Origin of the sequence: Bradyrhizobium sp. HKCCYLRH3059, from assembly GCF_051168035.1 — a bacterium.
Taxonomy (GTDB): domain Bacteria; phylum Pseudomonadota; class Alphaproteobacteria; order Rhizobiales; family Xanthobacteraceae; genus Bradyrhizobium.
Window position 1 is genome coordinate 556,437 of sequence record NZ_JBNPUF010000005.1, and the last position, 19,245, is coordinate 575,681.

At 66.5% G+C, this 19,245-nt stretch carries 19 protein-coding genes and 1 riboswitch; of the genes, 10 read left to right on the plus strand and 9 right to left on the minus strand.

Annotated features, from left to right (window positions below):
* Positions 1-12: 12 nt before the first annotated feature.
* The 3 genes from ACQR13_RS19040 to ACQR13_RS19050 are packed head-to-tail and all read left to right on the plus strand — an operon-like array spanning position 13 to position 2,991.
* Entirely contained in the window at positions 13-1,083 is a 1,071-nt protein-coding gene (locus ACQR13_RS19040; RefSeq protein ID WP_315718116.1) for an ABC transporter substrate-binding protein, read from the plus strand.
* Complete coding sequence (locus ACQR13_RS19045; protein WP_315718115.1) at positions 1,080-1,787, plus strand: SDR family NAD(P)-dependent oxidoreductase; 708 nt, start codon at positions 1,080-1,082, stop codon at positions 1,785-1,787. Before ACQR13_RS19040 ends, ACQR13_RS19045 begins: the two co-directional genes overlap by 4 nt.
* A 34-nt stretch (positions 1,788-1,821) precedes the next feature.
* Positions 1,822-2,991 (plus strand): mandelate racemase/muconate lactonizing enzyme family protein, encoded by a 1,170-nt coding sequence (locus tag ACQR13_RS19050; protein ID WP_316187397.1) that lies wholly within the window; start codon positions 1,822-1,824, stop codon positions 2,989-2,991.
* A gap of 388 nt (positions 2,992-3,379) precedes the next feature.
* On the opposite strand, the gene ACQR13_RS19055 is transcribed toward ACQR13_RS19050, so the two are convergent.
* Both ACQR13_RS19055 and ACQR13_RS19060 read right to left on the minus strand, forming a co-directional pair.
* Positions 3,380-3,760, minus strand: coding sequence for a response regulator (locus ACQR13_RS19055; RefSeq protein WP_315718112.1), 381 nt, complete (start codon positions 3,758-3,760; stop codon positions 3,380-3,382).
* A gap of 54 nt (positions 3,761-3,814) precedes the next feature.
* Positions 3,815-4,669 carry an MJ0042-type zinc finger domain-containing protein gene (locus ACQR13_RS19060; protein ID WP_316187402.1) on the minus strand — a complete coding sequence of 285 codons (855 nt, stop codon included), beginning with the start codon at positions 4,667-4,669 and terminating at the stop codon, positions 3,815-3,817.
* 213 nt (positions 4,670-4,882) lie between these two features.
* Here ACQR13_RS19060 and ftsE point away from each other — a divergent pair, with 213 nt between their 5' ends.
* The 4 genes from ftsE to ACQR13_RS19080 all read left to right on the plus strand — a co-directional run bounded on the left by ftsE (position 4,883) and on the right by ACQR13_RS19080 (position 8,252).
* Positions 4,883-5,542 carry a cell division ATP-binding protein FtsE gene (gene ftsE, locus ACQR13_RS19065; protein WP_006615648.1) on the plus strand — a complete coding sequence of 220 codons (660 nt, stop codon included), beginning with the start codon at positions 4,883-4,885 and terminating at the stop codon, positions 5,540-5,542.
* A complete protein-coding gene (locus ACQR13_RS19070; protein WP_316204226.1) occupies positions 5,535-6,503 on the plus strand; it encodes a cell division protein FtsX in 969 nt (322 codons plus the stop codon). Before ftsE ends, ACQR13_RS19070 begins: the two co-directional genes overlap by 8 nt.
* Before the next feature lie 255 nt (positions 6,504-6,758).
* Positions 6,759-7,472 (plus strand): YdcF family protein, encoded by a 714-nt coding sequence (locus ACQR13_RS19075; RefSeq protein WP_315718108.1) that lies wholly within the window; start codon positions 6,759-6,761, stop codon positions 7,470-7,472.
* Positions 7,473-7,484: 12 nt separating this feature from the next.
* Positions 7,485-8,252, plus strand: coding sequence for a lysophospholipid acyltransferase family protein (locus tag ACQR13_RS19080; protein ID WP_315718107.1), 768 nt, complete (start codon positions 7,485-7,487; stop codon positions 8,250-8,252).
* Between the two features lie 3 nt (positions 8,253-8,255).
* On the opposite strand, the gene ACQR13_RS19085 is transcribed toward ACQR13_RS19080, so the two are convergent.
* Complete coding sequence (locus ACQR13_RS19085) at positions 8,256-8,852, minus strand: gamma-glutamylcyclotransferase (protein WP_409977989.1); 597 nt, start codon at positions 8,850-8,852, stop codon at positions 8,256-8,258.
* 99 nt (positions 8,853-8,951) lie between these two features.
* Here ACQR13_RS19085 and ACQR13_RS19090 point away from each other — a divergent pair, with 99 nt between their 5' ends.
* Positions 8,952-10,136 (plus strand): DUF2125 domain-containing protein, encoded by a 1,185-nt coding sequence (locus ACQR13_RS19090; RefSeq protein WP_316195505.1) that lies wholly within the window; start codon positions 8,952-8,954, stop codon positions 10,134-10,136.
* A gap of 2 nt (positions 10,137-10,138) precedes the next feature.
* On the opposite strand, the gene ACQR13_RS19095 is transcribed toward ACQR13_RS19090, so the two are convergent.
* Genes ACQR13_RS19095 through ACQR13_RS19105 form a run of 3 tightly spaced genes read right to left on the minus strand, consistent with a single transcriptional unit; the run spans position 10,139 to position 13,039 of the window.
* Positions 10,139-11,074, minus strand: a complete 936-nt coding sequence (locus tag ACQR13_RS19095; protein WP_315753824.1) for a prephenate/arogenate dehydrogenase family protein — start codon at positions 11,072-11,074, stop codon at positions 10,139-10,141.
* Positions 11,071-12,168 carry a histidinol-phosphate transaminase gene (gene hisC, locus ACQR13_RS19100; RefSeq protein ID WP_315753822.1) on the minus strand — a complete coding sequence of 366 codons (1,098 nt, stop codon included), beginning with the start codon at positions 12,166-12,168 and terminating at the stop codon, positions 11,071-11,073. The genes ACQR13_RS19095 and hisC overlap by 4 nt, the downstream gene beginning before the upstream one ends.
* Positions 12,169-12,205: 37 nt before the next feature.
* Positions 12,206-13,039 (minus strand): chorismate mutase, encoded by an 834-nt coding sequence (locus ACQR13_RS19105; RefSeq protein ID WP_315718102.1) that lies wholly within the window; start codon positions 13,037-13,039, stop codon positions 12,206-12,208.
* A gap of 197 nt (positions 13,040-13,236) precedes the next feature.
* A riboswitch (SAM riboswitch) is annotated at positions 13,237-13,316 on the plus strand.
* 91 nt (positions 13,317-13,407) lie between these two features.
* Between ACQR13_RS19105 and metX the strand changes: the two genes are divergently transcribed.
* Both metX and metW read left to right on the plus strand, forming a co-directional pair.
* Positions 13,408-14,622: a homoserine O-acetyltransferase MetX gene (metX, locus tag ACQR13_RS19110; protein WP_315753818.1), complete on the plus strand. Its 1,215-nt coding sequence runs from the start codon at positions 13,408-13,410 to the stop codon at positions 14,620-14,622.
* A gap of 3 nt (positions 14,623-14,625) precedes the next feature.
* Complete coding sequence (metW, locus tag ACQR13_RS19115; RefSeq protein ID WP_315718100.1) at positions 14,626-15,291, plus strand: methionine biosynthesis protein MetW; 666 nt, start codon at positions 14,626-14,628, stop codon at positions 15,289-15,291.
* A gap of 709 nt (positions 15,292-16,000) precedes the next feature.
* Here the strand turns inward: metW and ACQR13_RS19120 are convergent.
* From ACQR13_RS19120 to ACQR13_RS19130, 3 genes are all read right to left on the minus strand, one after another.
* Positions 16,001-18,043, minus strand: coding sequence for a S8 family serine peptidase (locus tag ACQR13_RS19120; protein ID WP_316176005.1), 2,043 nt, complete (start codon positions 18,041-18,043; stop codon positions 16,001-16,003).
* Between the two features lie 53 nt (positions 18,044-18,096).
* Positions 18,097-18,327 carry a hypothetical protein gene (locus tag ACQR13_RS19125; RefSeq protein ID WP_315718098.1) on the minus strand — a complete coding sequence of 77 codons (231 nt, stop codon included), beginning with the start codon at positions 18,325-18,327 and terminating at the stop codon, positions 18,097-18,099.
* A gap of 114 nt (positions 18,328-18,441) precedes the next feature.
* Positions 18,442-19,245: hypothetical protein (locus tag ACQR13_RS19130; RefSeq protein WP_434863103.1), on the minus strand; the 804-nt coding region annotated here is incomplete at its 5' end.

Genomic DNA, 19,245 nt, shown 5'->3' on the forward strand with positions numbered 1-19,245 from the left:
GAGGAACGAAGGATGGTTTCGCGCAGGTCATTCCTGAAGAGCAGTGCCGGCGCGGCGCTGCTGATGAGCGGCGCGCCGGCCGGCCTGATGGCGGCGGACGCGAAGAAGCTTCGCTTCGGCGTCGGGCTCAAGGCGCTCAACGCCACTATCATCAATTGCGTGATCGGCGAGGCGCTCGGCTACAACGCGCAGGAAGGGTTCTCGCTCGACGTCCAGGCGCTCGGCACCAATGCCAACGTCCAGGTCGCGACTGACCGGGGCTCCGTCTTCGTCGGCGTCGGCGTGCCGTCGACAGCGCTGCCGCTGCTCGCCAAGGGCGAATGGAGTGGCGCGAAACTGTTCTATCAATATACCTATCCGTACAAATGGGACATCGCCGTCCCGCCCGGCTCGGGGCTCAAGAGCTACACGGACCTCAAAGGCAAGAAGATCGGCGTGTCCGACTTCGGTGCCACCGAATATCCCGTCACCAAGAACGTGCTGAAGGCGCTGGGCCTGGATCCCGAGAAGGATGTGAGCTGGGTCGCGGTCGGCAACGGCACGCCGGCGGGCGTCGCCCTGCAGCGCGGCGTGATCGATGCGCTCGCTTATTTCGATACTGGCTTCGGCCAGATCGAGGCGGCCGGCATCGAGCTGGCCTATTTGCCGCGTCCGACCACGATCCCGATGGTCGGCGGCCAGTTCCTGATGGCGATGCCGCAGACGTTCGAGAAGGACAGGGATCTCCTGGTCGGCTTTGGCCGCTCGGTGTGCAAGGCGTCGCAATTCCTGCTCGCCAATCCGACCGCCGGCGCCAGGGCCTTTCTCAAGATGTACCCGGAGACGGCGCCGCGCGGTGCCAGCGAGGACGCGGCGGTCAAGGCCGTGCTGCAGTCGATCAGCCGCCGCATCAAGCTCTACGCGCCGCCCTATGCCGATACGAAGATGGGCGGGATCAACGAGCAAGAGTTCCGCACCGAGGCCGCGATGAACGGGCTGGACATCACGGACTATGCTGCGCTCTACACCAATGAGCTGATCGACAAGATCAACAATTTCGATGCAGTGAAGGTCAGGGCCGAGGCGGCTGCGTACAAGGGATGACGGCACAGGACCACGACAGCAGCTCGGGCCTTCGCCATGCGGTGGTGACCGGAACCAGCTCGGGCATCGGCCGCGCCATCGCCGAGCGTCTGCTGGCGGACGGCTGGCGCGTGACCGGCATCGACCGCGCGGCCTCGGTGCTGTCGCACGAACACTTCGGTGGCTTCGAGGCCGATCTCGCCGAACCGCAGACGCTGATCGCGCGCCTTGCTGACGTCGGCGCCGTGACCGCGCTGGTCCACGCCGCCGGCTACATGCGTGTCGGCCGTCTCGGCGAGTTGCAGGCCGAGAGCAGCGAAGGGATGTGGCGCGTCCATGTCGGCGCCGCGGAGGCGCTGGCCAATGCGCTGGCGCCGCGCCTGCGCGAAGGCGGGCGCATCGTACTGATCGGCAGCCGCACCGCCAATGGCGCGGCCGGCCGCAGCCAATACGCCGCGACCAAGGCGGCACTCACCGGCCTCGCGCGCTCCTGGGCGATCGAGCTGGCGCCGCGACTGATCACCGTCAACGTCGTCGCACCGGCTGCGACCGACACGCCGTTTCTGCGCGATCCCAGCCGCGCCGGCATCGCCCCGGTGCTGCCGCCGATGGGGCGCTACGTCGATCCGGTCGAGGTGGCTGCGCTCACCGCCTTCCTGCTGTTGCCGGAAGCGGGCGCCATCACCGGCCAGACCATCACCATCTGCGCAGGCGCCTCGCTCTGAAACGGCGCGTGCGACCCCGACCAGGAGAATGACCATGACCGTTCGTATCGTCGACGTCCGCGAGGTGACGAAGCCGATCTCGTCGCCGATCCGCAATGCCTATATCGACTTCACCAAGATGACGTCGAGCCTGGTCGCGGTCATCACCAATGTCGAGCGCAATGGCCGGCCCGTGGTCGGCTACGGCTTCAACTCCAACGGCCGCTACGGGCAGGGCGGCCTGATCCGCGAGCGTTTTCGCACGCGACTTCTGGAAGCTGATCCCACATCGTTGCTCGATGCCACCAAGGACAACATCGACCCGGACAAGGCCTGGGCGGCGATGATGATCAACGAGAAGCCCGGCGGCCACGGCGAGCGCTCGGTCGCGGTCGGCACGTTGGACATGGCGATCTGGGATGCGGTCGCCAAGATCGCCGACAAGCCGCTGTTCCGTCTGCTCGCGGAGCGGCACGGCCGCAAGGCCGAACCGCGCGTCTTCGTCTACGCTGCCGGCGGCTACTACTATCCCGGCAAGGATCTCTCGGCGCTGCGCCGCGAGATGTGCGGCTATCTCGAGCGTGGCTACACTGTCGTGAAGATGAAGATCGGCGGCGCGCCGATCGACGAGGACCGCCAGCGCATCGAGGCCGTGCTCGCCGAGATCGGCCCCAACAATCAGCTCGCGGTCGACGCCAATGGCCGCTTCGACCTGGAGACTGCGATCGCCTACGCCAAGATGCTGCGCGACTATCCGCTGTTCTGGTACGAGGAGGCGGGCGATCCGCTCGACTATCACCTGCAGGCGACGCTGGCCGATTTATATCCCGGCCCGATGGCCACCGGCGAGAACCTGTTCAGCCACCAGGACGCGCGCAACCTCATCCGCTACGGCGGCATGCGCCCCGATCGCGACTGGCTGCAGTTCGACTGCGCGCTGTCCTACGGCCTGTGCGAGTATCTGCGCACGCTCGACGTGCTCAGGACCTATGGCTGGTCGCCGTCGCGCTGCATCCCGCATGGCGGTCACCAGATGTCGCTCAACATTGCCGCCGGCCTCGGCCTCGGCGGCAATGAGAGCTATCCCGACCTGTTCCAGCCCTATGGCGGCTTCCCCGACGGCGTGAAGGTGACCGACGGCCACATCACGATGCCCGACCTTCCCGGCATCGGTTTCGAGGGCAAATCCGATCTCTATGCCGAGATGCGCGCGCTCAGCGCGTGAAGCTGAGCGGGGCGTCCGACGGCCGCCCCAGCGTCATTGCGAGCGCAGCGAAGCAATCCAGATGGTCTCCGCAGAGGGATTCTGGATTGCTTCGCTGCGCTCGCAATGACGGAGGAGAGAGGATCAGTTCCTTCAGCGACCTTTACGCAGGCGCGAGCCCATCAGGCACGTCCGCGCTCCATCGCACCCATCGCTGTCGTCCCGGGCAAGCCGCGATGGCGCGAAGCGACGGCGTGGCGCCGACCCGGGACCCATACCCCCAGGGAGATGTGATGGCGCGAGATGTGGGACCAGTCTTGTCCCTCAACGGCGGCGGTGGCTATGGATCCCTGCGTTTGCAGGGATGACAGCGCGGACTGCAGCAACGTCGAGGATCATCGTTGGCGCCCTACGCCTTCGCAGCCTTTGACGCCAGCGCGTCGGCGACCGCGGTGCGGATGTCGGCGATCGAGAACGGCTTGGTGATGACGTCGTGAGCGATCGCGCTGAGATTCGACGCCCGCTCGCGCTGATGGGCAAAGCCGGTCATCAGCAGGATGGTCAGGTCGGGAAAATCGCGTGCTGCCGACAGCGCCAGCGCGATGCCGTCCATGATGGGCATTTGGATGTCGGTCAGCAGCAGGTCGAAGGCGCCGGCCTCGCGCGTCAGGATGTCGAGCGCCTCGGCACCGTCCTGCGCCGTCACGATCTCATGTCCATCCATGGCAATGGCGCGCGCGACCAAGGTCCGCATCGAATCTTCGTCGTCGGCGATCAGCACGCGCGACATGTCGTTTCGTCTCCGTCTCGTGGGCCCCGCGGGCGACCCACGAGACCGGAACCATCATGCACTGCCGGCGGCGAGATCGCGCCGGTTGAAGAACCGTATATCGATATTGCGGCCTTCGGGAGGGGGCGAGGCGAGCCGCGACTTGAACGTCGTGCGCTCGCCGGGCTTGAGCGCGGTCTGCTCGAGCAGCGTGTTCCAGGCGTAGATCTCGGTGCCCTGCGCGTCACGGACGCTGAAGCGCAGCCGCGGCAGGTCGACCGATTTCTTCGTCAGGCTGACGATCGTCCCCTCGATCACCAGCACCGGCTTGCCGTCGACGGTTTCGGTCGCCACCTTCAGGTCCTTGAAGGTCAGGCCGCGCAGGTTCACCTCGAGCCCGACCAGCTTGTAGAACGAGGCCGTCTGCGGCAGCAGCCTGACGACGTCGGCGCGCCACACCACCAGCGCAATTGTGAGCGCCGCCATGGCGGCCGTCAGCACCGGCAGGTTCAACACCTTGTTGCCTGGGAAATCCGGCAACGTCGGGCGCCTGATGAGCTTGCGGAGACCGGCGAGGCGCGAAGCCCCGCTCTGCAACGGCTGCTCGGCATCGGCCGTGTCGTCGTCGGGCTCGGCGAGGGCATCCTCGGGCCAGCCGGCAGCCAGCGGCGGACTTTCCACGTCGGGCGTCCGTTCGTCGTCGTCTTCCTGGCGCGCGAGGGCTTCCCACTCGTCGGCCGCGTCACGGGGCGCGGCCGCCGCGCCGGCCTCCGCCATGGCAGGCATGGGGGCGGGCGCCTCGACCGCATCCTCCGGTCGCGCCAGCCAGACCTCCTTGCAACGGGAACAGCGTACGCTGCGTCCAGCCATACCCAGGGTTGCCACGTCGATGGCATAAGATGTCGTACAATGAGGGCAAACGATGAACATCGCGCCTGTCTCCAACGGCCATTGCCGCTTTGTTTCCGACAGTTCGTGCTACAAGGACCGCCATGTCGACGAACTTCGGAACTCAATCGCGCGAATGGTACACGGCGACCGTTAACGAACCGGAAACCATAACGGGCGCTCAATCGGGCCATCGTACCGCTGAGCTTGGAGCGTGCGGGTCTGCCGCGCACGCGGTCGAACGGAGCTGACGCTTTGGTTCGGTTCGAAAATGTTGGGCTGCGCTATGGATTGGGGCCGGAGATCCTCCGCGACCTCAGTTTCCAGATTCCGGCCCATTCCTTCCAGTTCCTCACCGGCCCGTCGGGCGCGGGCAAGACCTCGCTGCTCAAGCTGTTGTTTCTATCGCTGCGGCCGACCCGCGGCCTGGTCAATCTGTTCGGCTACGATATCTCGCTGCTCAGCAAAGAGGAGATCGCCGATCTGCGCAAGCGCATCGGCATCGTGCTGCAGGACTTCCGGCTGCTCGATCACATGACGACCTATGAGAACGTGGCGCTGCCGTTTCGCGTCATGGGGCGGGATGAATCGAGCTACCGCAAGGAGGTCATCGACCTCCTGAAATGGGTCGGCCTTGGCGAGCGCATGGACGCGCTGCCGCCGATCCTGTCGGGTGGTGAGAAGCAGCGCGCGGCGATCGCGCGCGCCGTGATCTCGCGGCCGCAACTGCTGCTCGCGGACGAGCCGACCGGCAACGTCGATCCGACGCTCGGGCGCCGCCTGCTGCGGCTGTTCATCGAATTGAACCGCTCGGGGACGGCGGTCATCATCGCAACCCATGACATCACGCTGATGGACCAATACGAGGCCCGCCGGCTGGTGCTGCATCAGGGACGATTGCACATCTATGAGTAGCGTAGACGATCGCGGCCTCCTGGTCGATCTCGGCGACGACCGCCCGCAACTGCCGGCGCAGGCCCGCATCGTGTCGCCGATCGTGCCGCGGGCCTCGATCGCCGGCCGCGCGCTGGTCGCCGTGGTGGCGATCATGACCTTCCTGGCCTCGATCACGACCGGCGGCGTGCTGCTGGTCAGCGAGTCCGCGGCCGAGTGGCAGTCGGAGGTGTCGAGCGAGATCACCGTCCAGGTTCGCCCCAAGACCGGACGGGACATCGAGCGCGACATTGCCCTGGTGACGGAGGCGATGCGGGCGCAGCCCGGAATCGTGGAGGTCCGGCCGTTCACCAAGGAGGAATCCAGCAAGCTGCTGGAGCCGTGGCTCGGCAGCGGCCTGTCGTTCGACGAGCTTCCGGTGCCGCGCGTCATCATCGCGCGCGTCCAGCCCGGCACCAGCTTCGATCTCAACGCCCTGCGCAGCCGCGTGACCCAGGTTGCGCCGACCGCCAGCGTGGATGACCACCGCGCCTGGATCGAGCGCATGCGCTCGATGACCGGCGCGACGCTTTTCGCAGGCTTCGGCATTCTGCTGCTGGTGATCGCGGCCACCATCATCTCGGTGTCGTTCGCGACCCGCGGCGCGATGGCCGCGAACCGGCCGATCGTCGAGGTGCTGCATTTCGTCGGCGCCGGCGATCGCTACATCGCCAACCACTTCCTGCGGCACTTTCTGCAGCTCGGACTGGAGGGGGGCGTGATCGGCGGCGGCCTTGCGATGCTCGGATTCGGGTTCTCGGAGTCGATCGCCAACTGGTTCTCCGGCACTCCCGTCGGCGATCAGTTCGCGGCGTTGCTGGGGACATTCTCGCTGCGCCCGCTCGGCTATGTCGCGATCGCGCTGCAGGCCGTGGTGATCGCCGCGGTGACCGGCTGGGCCGCACGCCGGACCCTGTTTACGACGCTGGCGAGCATCGACTGATGGCGGCTTCTATCCCCAGCCGTCTCGTTGCGGATTTCACTTGGCCCGAAAACCGCCTAAAATCGTCTGCGCCGGGGTGAGGCAGGACGGGGTGAGCTGGGTCACGAACACGGCGGAGGTCGCGCGCCAGGATCGGCGGCGAGCGAACGTGATCGGGAGGCCGGCGAAACCTGCCTGCGTTCCCGGACTTGAACGACGGGATCGCGCGACGGCATGGCGCCGCGCGCAGGCAGGCAAGGACAAGCCAGGCGTTGCATGGAGCCGGAGACTGACCATAGCAGGCGAAAGCTGCCGCTCACCGTGGCGGTGTGGCGGACGCTCGCGGGCGCCGTGGCGACGCTCGGGGTCGGCTTCTTCGTCGCGGCGGTCGGCTTCGTCGGCTTCCTCTCGCAATTGCGGGGCGCCGAGATCCAGCCCGAGCGCAAGGCGGACGGAATCGTGGTCCTGACCGGCGGCTCGTCACGCGTGTCGGACGCGGTGGAACTCCTGGCGGGAGGCTATGGCCGGCGGCTGCTGATCTCCGGTGTGCACCCGACCAACGAGGCCAGCGACATCACCCGGTCACTGCCCGAGGCGCGATCATTCATCAACTGCTGCGTCGATCTGGATTATTCGGCGATCAACACCCGCAGCAACGCTGCGCAGACGCGGCGATGGGCGAGCGAGCGCGGCTTCAAGTCGCTGATCGTCGTGACGTCGAACTATCACATGCCGCGGGCCATCGTCGAACTGTCGCATGCGATGCCGAGCATGGATCTCATTCCCTATGCGGTCGTTGGCGAGAAATGGCGCGACGAGCCGTGGTGGACCAGCGCGCCGACGGTGCGGCTTCTGCTGTCCGAATATGCCAAATATGTCGCCGCCGAGATGCGGCTGCGGCTGGCCGATCTCGGCCTCGATCTCGCGCCTGAGTTCGATCCGCCAACCGGCTCGGTGTCGCGCCGACCGACGACGGCGCAAGCCAATTGAACTGGGTTTCTGATGGTCTCGATCTTCCTGCGTTCGCTGCTGTTCAACATCCTATTCTACCCGAACTTCGTGCTCTGGGCGTTGATCGCGTTGCCGACCCTGGCTATGCCCCGCAAGGCGCTGCTGCGCGTCGCCAACTGGTGGGCGCAGAGCAACATCTTGTTGATGCGCGTCGTCTGCAACATCCGCGTCGAATATCGCGGCGTCGAGAAGATCCCGAAGGGGCCGCTGATCGTCGCCGCCAAGCATCAGTCGATGTGGGAGACGATCTCGCTGCTGCATTTCTTCGATGCGCCGTTCTTCGTTCTCAAGCGCGAGCTGCTGCGGATTCCCTTGTTCGGACAGTATCTCGTCAAGGCGGACATGATCGCGATCGACCGCAGCTCCGGCGCCCGCGCGTTGAAGCAGGTGATGCGGCGGGCGGCAGAGGAGGTGAAGCACGGCCGTCAGTTTGTGATCTTCCCGGAAGGCACCCGGCGTCCGGCGGGCGCACCGCCGGACTACAAAGGCGGCGTCGGCTTGATCTACACGGATTGCGGCGTACCCTGCCTGCCGGTGGCCCTGAATTCGGGTCTGTTTTGGCCACGCCGCACATTTCTGCGCTATCCGGGCACGCTCGTCGTGGAGTTTCTCGATCCGCTGCCGCCTGGCCTGCCGCGCGATGAGTTCATGGCGCGGATTCAGAGCGTCATCGAAGAGGCGACCGGCCGGCTCGTCGCCGCGGGGCAGGCGGAACAGGCGCAGTTGTTTGGCCGGGTGCCGGCGCCGGTGAAGGCTTGAGGGCTATGTCTTGCTTGGCGCAGGATGCAGCGAGTGGCCGTCATCGTGCAGCATCGTCGCCAGCCGATGCAACTGCGCGTCGCGAAAGCCCTGCGCCTCGATCGCCTTCACGGTCGAGATCACGTAGTCGCGATTGGCGCCGGACTGGCCGTGACCCTGGCGTACATGGCGCAACTGCTCCTGCGGCGACAGCCGGCCTGCATATTGCACATGGCCGCGATCGACCACGTAGACCAGCGCGCTCACCCGCTCGCGCGCGTCGTTTTCAAGCCAAACCGAGCGCGTCACTTCGCGATATACCGAGGTCACCTGCTCACGCGCCCGCAAATAGGCGATGGTCTCGTCGCGCTTGTCTGCTGCCACCCGGAACGCAATGCCGCGACACGCGCCGCCGCGATCGAGACCGAGCACGAGGCCCGGCTTCTCCGGCGTTCCGCGGTGGACGAACGAATACACACAGAGCGCGCGATGCTCGCCGATCAGCCGCGCCGGCACCTGCTCGAGAAAAGCGAATCCGGGCCGCCACATCAGCGAGCCGTAGCCGAAGACCCAGAGGTCGCCGTGGGGAAGGTCGCGTTCGGAGAGGGTCATTGCGGACATCAATGCGGAAGCCTAAGTGTGATGCTCGCGAATTGTTAATTTAGATACACAATCCGTGATCGCCGAATTGCCAAAATTGCTGCCCAAAGGGTGTCCTGCATGTCTCGTTTGCCGCAAGCGCGCCGCAGGCGCTCTCGTTGGGGGCTCTTCATAGCTCCCGTTCTGCTCCTGATCGCCGCTGTTGCGTGGAGCGCATTCTGGTTCTTCGCCGCTTCGCAAGTGGATGTCCAGGCCGACGCTTGGCGTGCGCGCGAAGCAAAATCGGGACGCGTCTATGACTGCGCGAAGCGCTCGGTCGCCGGCTTCCCGTTCCGGCTCGAGGTCCGCTGTACGGATCCGAGCGTGGCCCTCTTCTCCCAGGCCGCGGGCACGCCTTTGATGAATGCCAGGCTCGACGAGATCCTCGTCGTCGCCCAGGTGTGGGACCCGAAGCGGCTCATCGCGGAGTTCAAGGGACCCGCGACGATTGCTGATGGGCGCGGACCGACCTCGTTCTCCGCGAACTGGCGCGTCGGCGAAGCCAGTGTCCGCGGCCTGCCAGGGCCGCCACAGCGCGCCGACCTCGTGTTCGAACAACCGACCATCGACCGCATCGAGGGCAACACTGCCGTGCCCGCCGCGCGCGCCGATCACGTCGAGTTGCACGGCCGCTTCGCCGACGGCACGCCGTCCGATCATCCGGTGCTGGAGACTGCGCTGCAGATCGAAAGCGGCAGCATCCAAGGCAGCCATCCTCTGCTCGCCGAACCGTTCAATACCGACATCCAGACCCGCGTCACGGGTCTCAAGGACTTCCGGCCCAAACCCTGGCCGGAGCGGTTTCGCGAGATCCAGGCGGCGGGCGGTCATGTCGAGATCGTCCAGTCGCGCATCCAGCAGGGCGAGCTGCTGGCCGTTGCGTCGGGCACGCTCAGCCTGACCGCCAATGGCGGCATTGATGGCGAAGTGCAAATGACGGTGGCCGGGATCGAAAAGGTCATTCCGGCGCTCGGTCTCGACAAGATGCTCGAAAACGGCGTGCCGCAGGGGACGCTCGATCGCGTAGCGCCGGGTGTGAAGTCGCAGGACGTCAACAACCTGCTCGGTGCGCTCGACCGCGCCATTCCCGGCCTCGGCAAGGTCGTCAAGCAGAACGCCAATGTCGGCGTCGCGCTCGGTATCAATGCGCTCGGCAAGGAGGCCACCCTCGAAGGGCGCAAGGCGCGGACCTTCCCGTTGCGCTTCTCCGATGGCGTCGTCGTGCTCGGTCCGTTCAAGGTCGCCCGCGTCCCGCCGCTGTTCTGACCTCAGCTCTTCTTCAACTGCGGCAGCGGCCGGCCGAAGTCCGGCGCCGCCGAATCCTGGCCGATATCGACGATGCCGCGGCGGATCGCACGGGTGCGGGTGAAGTGATCGAACAGCGCATCGCCGTCGCCGCGGCGGATCGCCCGCGTCAGCTTGGAGAGGTCCTCGGTGAAGGTGCCGAGCATGTCGAGCACCGCATCCTTGTTGCTCAGGAAGATGTCGCGCCACATCGTCGGGTCGGAGGCGGCGATGCGGGTGAAATCGCGAAAGCCGCCGGCGGAGAACTTGATCACCTCGGACTCCGTCACCTGCGCCAGCTCGTCGGCGGTGCCGACGATGGTGTAGGCGATCAGATGCGGCAGATGGCTGGTGATCGCGAGCACGCGGTCGTGGTGATCCGGCGTCATGATCTCGACCTTGGCGCCGAGCGCCGCCCAGAACGCGCGGAGACGATCGATCGCGTCGGCATCTACACCGTCGGGTGGCGTCAGGATGCACCAGCGGTTGATGAACAGCTCGGCGAAACCAGAATCCGGTCCCGAATTCTCGGTGCCGGCGACCGGATGCGCCGGCACGAAATGAACATGCGCTGGCAGATGTGGCGCCATGTCGCGAACGATGGCGCCCTTCACGGAGCCGACGTCGGAGACGATGGCTCCGGGCTTCAGATGCGGCGCGATCTCGGCCGCGACCGGACCGCACGCGCCGACGGGAATGCAGAGGATGACGAGGTCGGCATCCTTGACCGCCTCCGCATTACTCGCCACGACGCGGTCGACGAGGCCGAGTTCGGCGACGCGCGCGCGCGTCTTTTCCGAGCGCGCGGTGGTGACGATCTCGCCGGCCACGCCCTGCAGCCGCGCCGCCCGCGCGATCGAGCCGCCGATCAGGCCGAAGCCGATCAGCGCGATGCGTTCGAACCGCCCCGCGACGCTCATTTCGCCCTCATGAATTCGCTGAGAGCCTCCACGACCAGACGATTGGCTTCCTCGGTGCCGATCGTCATGCGCAGCGCGTTCGGCAGCTTGTAGTTGGCGAGCGCGCGCAGCACGAGGCCGCGCCGGGTCAGGAATGCGTCGGCCTCGACCGCGGTCTTGCCCTTGTCGGTCGGGAAGTGGATCAGGATGAAATTGGTGACGCTCGGCGTCACCTTCAGCCCGAGCTTGCCGATCTCCTCGGTCAGCCAGTTGCGCCACGTTTCCGTGTGCGTCTTCGACATCTGCTGATGCGCGGTGTCCTCGATCGCGGCGACCGCGGCGAGCATCGCCGGCGAGGAGACGTTGAACGGCCCACGGATTCGGTTGATCGCATCGACGATGTGCGCCGGGCCGAACATCCAGCCGACACGGAGCGCCGCGAGGCCGTGGATCTTGGAAAAGGTATGAGTGACGACCGTGTTCTCGGTCGTCGCCACCAGCTCGAGCCCGAACTCGTAGTCATTGCGCGAAACGTAGTCGGCATAGGCGGCGTCGAGCACCAGCACGACATGCGACGGCAGGCCGGCACGCAGCCGCTTGACCTCGTCGAACGGGATGTAGGTGCCGGTCGGGTTGTTCGGGTTGGCGAGCCAGACCAGCTTGGTGCGCGGCGTCACCGCGGCAAGGATGGCGTCGACATCGGTGCGATACTCCGTCTCCGCGGCAACCACGTTCCTGGCGCCGCAGGCCATGGTCGCGATCGGATAGACCAGGAAGCCGTGCGCGGTGGAGATCGCCTCGTCGCCTTGGCCGAGAAAGGTGTGTGCCAGCAGATTGAGGATCTCGTCGGAGCCGGCGCCGCAGACGATGCGGTCGGGATCGAGGCCGTAGGTGCGGCCGATCGCCTCGCGCAGCACCCGGGAGGTCCCTTCCGGATAATCTTCCAGATGCGTGGCCGCGCTCTTGAACGCCTCGATCGCCCTCGGCGAGGGACCAAACGGGGTCTCATTGGCCGACAGCTTGAAAACCTTGCGGCCAGGCTCCGGCTTGGGACTCTTGCCCGGCGTGTAGGGCGCGATGTCGAGGATGCCGGGGTTCGGCACGGGGCGGTTCATCATCAACTCCGGAAAATCATCACTGGCGCGAGGCGTCTCAGCTCGGAACCGTATAGCGTTTCGCATGGCCGCCGACGAGGGCCGTCGAGCGGACCGAGGCGCCCGCCGCGATTAGGGCAGCCTTGATCTTGTCGAGGTTCGACGGCGCCTCGATCGACACCAGCAGCGCGGCGCCGTCGAAGGCGGTATCGGGCACCGCGACCACGTCGGCCAGCGGCGACAGCGCGCGCGACACCTGCGCATTCCAGCCGGAGACGCGGATGCTCCAGGTCTCGACCTCCAGCACGAGCGCGTCGTCGGCGACCCGCGACACCGCGAACACCGGCAGCGCCGCCGGATGGTCGGCACGCTCGATGAACGGCATCCGGGCGATGATCTTCGGCGCGCCCACGGGCTCGAGCGTGATCCACCACGGCGTATGCCCCGATGTCGTCGACACCAGCGCAAGATCGCCCTTCGAGCGCGCCACGGCTTCGACGGCGGCCTGGGCGCTGAAATGGGCGACATAAGGCACCACGAAGCCGAAATGGAACCTGGCGGAATCGCGCATCGCGGATTCGCCGACCGACACGTCGGCGTGCACCGAGAACGGCGCCTGCACGTAAGTGAACGTCGAGACGATCACGCGCCAGATGCCCTCGACGGTGTCGAGCGGCAGGATGCCGCGATGGCGCTGCACCAGGCGCCGCATCATGTCGGCCTCTCGCGCCGGCCGGAATGCCGAGCCGACCTCCTGGGTCTTCTTGACCTTGATCAGCCGGTCGATGATGTCGGCCCTGTTCATCAGGAGCTGATGGACCTGCTCGTCGATCGCGTCGATCTCCTTGCGCAAATCGGCAAGCGAAGGCGGGGCAGGCGGCGGGTTGGACATGGGCTGGTCACTCTTCGCAGGCCACCGGTTAACGTGCGGCCGACTGGAACGGATGTCGTTCTCTCCGATGCGGGAGACGCGCGCAACAGCAAGTTTACCTTGTGCCGCCTAGGCTTGGCTGGTTTGCAGCCGTGGGGCGCCCGATCGGCGGTCAACCCCAGCTTGCCTTGACGCGGAGCGCCCGCGGGACTAGTTTCTGCCTGTTCCGTGGTCATTTGAGCCGGCCGGCTTGCAGCCACGTTAAAAAACTCGCTAAACAGGCCGGGGACGTTATCGATCCCGGCCGAACCCCAGTTCAGGCCGGGTTTTTCATGGCCTGATATGTCACGTGGTTCGGGAGCCCTTGCCGGATGGCCGGGGTGAGAGACATGACAGGCCTGACGCCGAAACCCACCTCCGCGCTGCGCACGATTGCGCCCGAAGAGCGCTCGCACGAGGTCGATCATCCGAGCTCGCTGGTCGCGCAGTTCGGCGCTGACAAGCCGCTCAGGCTCGATTGCGGCGTCGACCTGTCGCCGTTCCAGATCGCCTACCAGACCTATGGCGAACTCAACGCCGACAGGTCCAACGCGGTCCTGGTCTGCCACGCCCTGACCGGCGACCAGCACGTCGCCAACCGCCATCCCGTCACCGGCAAGCCCGGCTGGTGGGAGACGCTGGTCGGCCCTGGCCGCCCGCTCGACCCGAGCCGTTATTTCATCATCTGCTCGAACGTGATCGGCGGCTGCATGGGCTCGACCGGCCCGGCCTCGCTGAATCCCGCCACCGGCAAGGTGTGGGGGCTCGATTTCCCGATCATCACCATCCCCGACATGGTGCGCGCTCAGGCCATGCTGATCGATCATCTCGGCATCGACACGTTGTTCGCCGTGGTCGGCGGCTCGATGGGCGGCATGCAGGCGCTGCAATGGACGGTGGCCTATCCCACCCGCGTGTTCGCGAATCTCGCGATCGCCTGCGCGACGCGGCATTCGGCGCAGAACATCGCCTTCCACGAGCTCGGCCGCCAGGCCGTGATGGCCGATCCCGACTGGGACCACGGCCGCTACGGCGACAAGGGCACTCATCCGCATCGCGGCCTCGCGGTGGCACGGATGGCCGCGCATATCACTTATCTGTCGGATGCCGCCCTGCATCGCAAGTTCGGCCGCCGCATGCAGGACCGCGAACTGCCGACGTTCTCGTTCGACGCCGATTTCCAGGTCGAGAGCTATCTGCGCTATCAGGGCTCGTCCTTCGTCGAGCGCTTCGACGCCAACTCCTATCTCTATCTGACGCGGGCGATGGACTATTTCGACATCGCCGCCGATCATGACGGCGTGCTGGCGGCGGCGTTCCGCGGCATCAAGACCCGCTTCTGCGTGGTGTCCTTCACCAGCGACTGGCTGTTTCCGACCGCGGAATCGCGGGCGCTGGTGCATGCGCTCAATGCCTCCAGCGCGCGGGTGTCGTTCGCGGAGATCGAGACCGACAAGGGGCACGACGCGTTCCTGCTCGACGTCCCCGAGTTCTTCGAGATCGCCAGCGCCTTTCTCGATTCCGCCGGCAAGGCGCGCGGCCTCAACGCCGCGAACGGAGGCTGAGCCATGAGCATGCAGGGCGTGTTGCCGCTGAACGGCTTTTCCGGCGGCGAGGTGCTGGCCTATCGGCCGGATCATCTGCTGGTCGCCGGCATGGTCGAGCGCGACTCCAAGGTGCTCGACATCGGCTGCGGCGACGGCGATCTCTTGCAGCTGCTGGAGAGCCGCGGCATCGACGGCCGCGGCATCGAGCTGTCGCGCGAGGGCGTCAATCATTGCGTCGCCAAGGGGCTCGCGGTGGTGCAGGGCGACGCCGACACCGATCTCGTCGACTATCCCGACGATGCGTTCGACTATGTGATCCTGTCGCAGACCTTGCAGGCGACGCGGCAGCCCAAGGTCGTGCTGGAGAATCTGCTGCGCATCGGCCGTCGCGCCATCGTCACCTTTCCGAATTTCGGCTTCTGGCGGCTGCGCCTGCAACTGCTCGTCGGCGGCCACATGCCGCGAACCGACAATCTGCCCTTCACCTGGTACGACACGCCGAACATCCATTTCTGCACCATCAAGGACTTCGTGCAGCTCTGCGATGAGATCGGCGTCAAGATGGAGCGCGCCGTCGCGCTTGATAGTTACGGCCGTCCCTTGCGCGTCGCGATGCCCTGGTGGTTCTGGAACATGTTCGGCGAGCAGGGCGTGTTCCTGCTGAGCAGGGCGGAGAAGGGGCGGTAGAGCGCGCTCGCTGCTGCAGCGGGGCGCGGTCTAAGTTGATGGCTCGCTCTCTCCACGTCATGGCCGGGACAAGCCCGGCCATGACGAGCTTGGGGTTGGCGGTTTTTACTTTTCAAAGAGCCGAGAGCGGTTGATACAAAGTGCTGCGTTCCCGCGGTGCGTCTACACCCGAGCTTTGCATTAGTCCTGCCTCCGATAACGAAGAGGCGCAGGGAAGGCCGGATGCTGGCCGCACCCATGGCCCGCCTGCGGAAAAAATGCAGGCGGCAGGAACCACAGGTACGAGCCGGAACACCCGGCCTTCCCTGCGCGATGGTTGAACGGCTGCTTCGCGTTCTCCCCGGTGCGCCGGGCTTTCTGGCCACCGTCGTCCGAGTGATGCAGAACACCACAACAAACTTGGCATCAGCGTCGGGATGCCAGGACCGCGCGACTTGACCGTGCGCATCGGAATTGTTCGTCCGCGCGAGGCAAGCCCCACGCGCAATCCGACACGCCCATCGCATCCCACACTCAGCGTTCGTGACGACCGCGATACGCCCCTCTTGCTGCGAGGCGGGACGCGCGGAAATCTGCGCCTGATTTGCCCGACGGCGCAAGTGCCAAACGTGCGACGAACTAACACGACGGGCAATTCGCGCATGACGCTCATGCGCAAACTGCCCGTCGTGCAACGACGCCGCTTCGTCGCTGTGGCTGGGCCGGCAATCTACAGCAAGCCGACCTTGTGCATGATGTCGCGGATTTGCGCCGGACTGGGATCACCGACCGCCGGGCTGGACCACTCGCCGGTGGTCGTTGCCGGGCCCCGGGCAACCGAACCGGATCCGTTGAGCTTGCCATTCGGCGCCTGCGGCGCCAGCGTCGGAGACGTCGCGGCGTTCGGCGCGCCGCGCGCCAGTCCCAACAGGCGACGGAGCACGTCGAGCGAGGGATCGGACGCGGGCGCGGAGGCCACGCTCGCCTCCAGGCCGAGGGCGCGCATCGCATTCGGCAGCCCGGCTCCCGCGCGATTGGGATCGCCGAATTGCAGCGGCGTCGATGTCTCCTTCAGGATCTGGAACAGCCGCTCGACACGCCGCGCGTCGCGCGTCGCGAACTGGCCCTTGAAGTCGGGATGATGCGCCAGCACGAGCGCGGCGAGACCGGTGACGTGCGGCGTCGCCATCGAGGTGCCGTCCCAGGCGCCGAAGCCATCCGCCGGCAGCGAGGACACGATGCCGACGCCCGGCGCGCAGACGTCGATCTCCGGCCCGAAGCAACTGAACTTGGCCGGAAAATATCCGTCGCTGCTGCGGAAGCCATCCAGCGCCTGCTGGGCGTGGAAGCTGTCCTCGGGAAACTCGCCCCATTTGCCCATCGCGGCGACCGACAGGCAATGCGGCGTCGAGCCGGGAAACTGGACCGGCCCCGACGAATTTCCCGCGGCGACGATACAGGCGAGGCCCATCTGCTTGGCCCGCAGAATCCGCTCCTCGATGATCTGCGACGGCTCGCCGCCGCCCAGGCTCATGTTGGCGACGTCGATGCCGTTCTCCATGCAGTAGTCGAGCGCCGAGACGAGATCGCTGAACCGGCCCCCCGGGAAGATCCGGCAGACATGGATTTCGGCCGCCGGAGCGAAGCCGCGAATGCCTCCGCCGCTGCCGACAGGCCCGCCGGCGATGATCCCGGCGCAATGCGAGCCGTGGCCAATCGTATCGATGGTCCAGCTCGCGGGATCATTGCCGACGATGCTCTTGCCGATCGTGACGCCGTGCAGATTGCGATGGGTTGGTGCTGCGCCGGAATCGATCACCGCGATCTTCACGCCTGCGCCATTGTAGGCGAGGGGAACGCGGTCGAGGCCCATCGCGCGCTGGCCCCATCCCAGCAATTGCTGGCCGGGAAAGCCGCGCAGGTAGGCGCCCAGCGTCTTCGCGGCGATGCGGTTCACGCTGTCGGGGGTCAGTTGCGGACGATCGAGCCAGAAGGTCCAGTAATCGACCCGCGGCTTGATCAGGATCGAGCGGATGGTGTCGGGCGTCTCGCCCTGAATCTTGAGCGTGACGCGGCCGCTGGCGTCGGTGACGCCCTGAACCGGCCATACGCTGCCGAACACGTACACTTCCACCTCCGGCAGCGGGCCGCTCTCGCCGACCACTTCGATCGTCGTCGAGAACCCGTCGGCCAAGGGAATGAGAACGCCGGGATTGGGCAGCTGATGCGGCGCCGGCACCTGCGGGACGGTCGGATCGAGCATGTAGGTGAGCGGCGCATCGCGCTCGACCGCGAGCCGTGCGCCGGCCTGGGCCTTCAGCAATTCGGCCTTGTCGGGCGCCATGCGGGCCAGCACCATCGGGCCGAGCGGGGCTTGCCCCGGGTCGGCGCTCTGGAATCCGAGCAGCCGTGGCGGCTGAATGGTCTTCACCACGTCGATGTCGGGAGTGTTTGTCAGTTGCTGGACGATGAAGTCGGCGCTGAAGGTCGCAAGCCCCGTCTGCTGGCGCGGGGCCAGGATGTACTGCGCCCGTCGCTGCGAGATCGTTGCGACGGGTTGGCCCGCTGCCGGCGGCGCCTTGCCGCCGTCGCTGCGGCCCGTGCCTTGCGCGGCAGGGGCTGCAGCGGCGGCTGCCGGCGTTGTAGCCCGCGGTGCGGCAACGGCCTCGGCTGGTGGCTGCTCCGCTCCGGGCCGTGCTCCGGTGCCGTTGACGGCTGTGCCGGCCGCATCCTTCTTCGGATCCGAGATTTCAGGTTTGCTTCGTGCGGCCATTTGCGGGCTCCTTCATCCTCGCTCGTGACATCGTCGGGGGGGCGCGGCTGAAGTCAGCCGGCGCCAAAGGGTTTCAGCGGAGCATTCGGCTCCACCACGATCGTGCTGAAAGTCGATCGGAGGCGGTCGGCCTGGCTCTTCGTCATCGACAGGATGACGACGTCGGGCGCGACCTGACCGACGCGTTTCACGCCGGGCTCGCGGCTCAAATGATCAGCAAGCTGGCCGGACTTGACCGGCTCGCCTTGCACGATGAATTCCTGCTCTGAGTTCGGATCCGCCATGCGTCGCTCCCTCCATGTCAGGTCGGCGGTGGGCGGACTGTTCGTGCGCCCACCGCCTTGCTTGCTTGGACCCGCGTTGCGAATGGCGCGGGTCGCTGCTTCAGATCCGCCGTCCTAGTGCATCGTGCCTGCGGGCTGGCCGGTGCTGAAGATGCCGAGCGTGTGCCCGATGTTGAGGCCGGTCTGCGCGCCCTGTCCGATCTTCTTGAGCACGCTCCAGAAGCCCTGCAGCTCCATGTCGGTCGGCTGCGCGGCCGCCGCCTGCTGGCCCGGCTGGCCGGCGCTGAAGATGCCGAGGTCGTGGCCGACGTTGAGGCCGGTCTGGACGCCCTGACCGATCTTCTTGAGCACGCTCCAGAAGCTCTGCAGCTCCATGTCGGTGGGCTGCGCGGCCGCCGCCTGCTGGCCCGGCTGGCCAGCGCTGAAGATGCCGAGGTTGTGGCCGACGTCGAGGCCGGTCTGGACGCCCTGACCGATCTTCTTGAGCACGCTCCAGAAGCCCTGCAGCTCCATGTCGGTCGGCTGCGCCGCTGCGGGTGCCGCTTGCGGACCGGTGCTGAAGATGCCGAGGTTGTGGCCGACGTTGAGGCCGGTCTGGACGCCCTGACCGATCTTCTTGAGCACGCTCCAGAAGCCCTGCAGCTCCATGTCGGTCGGCTGCGCCGCTGCGGGTGCCGCTTGCGGACCGGTGCTGAAGATGCCGAGGTTGTGGCCGACGTTGAGGCCGGTCTGGACGCCCTGACCGATCTTCTTGAGCACGCTCCAGAAGCCCTGCAGCTCCATGTCGGTCGGCTGCGCCGTGGCTGCCGCGGCTTGCGGATCGACGTTGAAGATGCCGAGGTTGTGGCCGACGTTGAGGCCGGTCTGGACGCCCTGACCGATCTTCTTGAGCACGCTCCAGAAGCCCTGCAGCTCCAT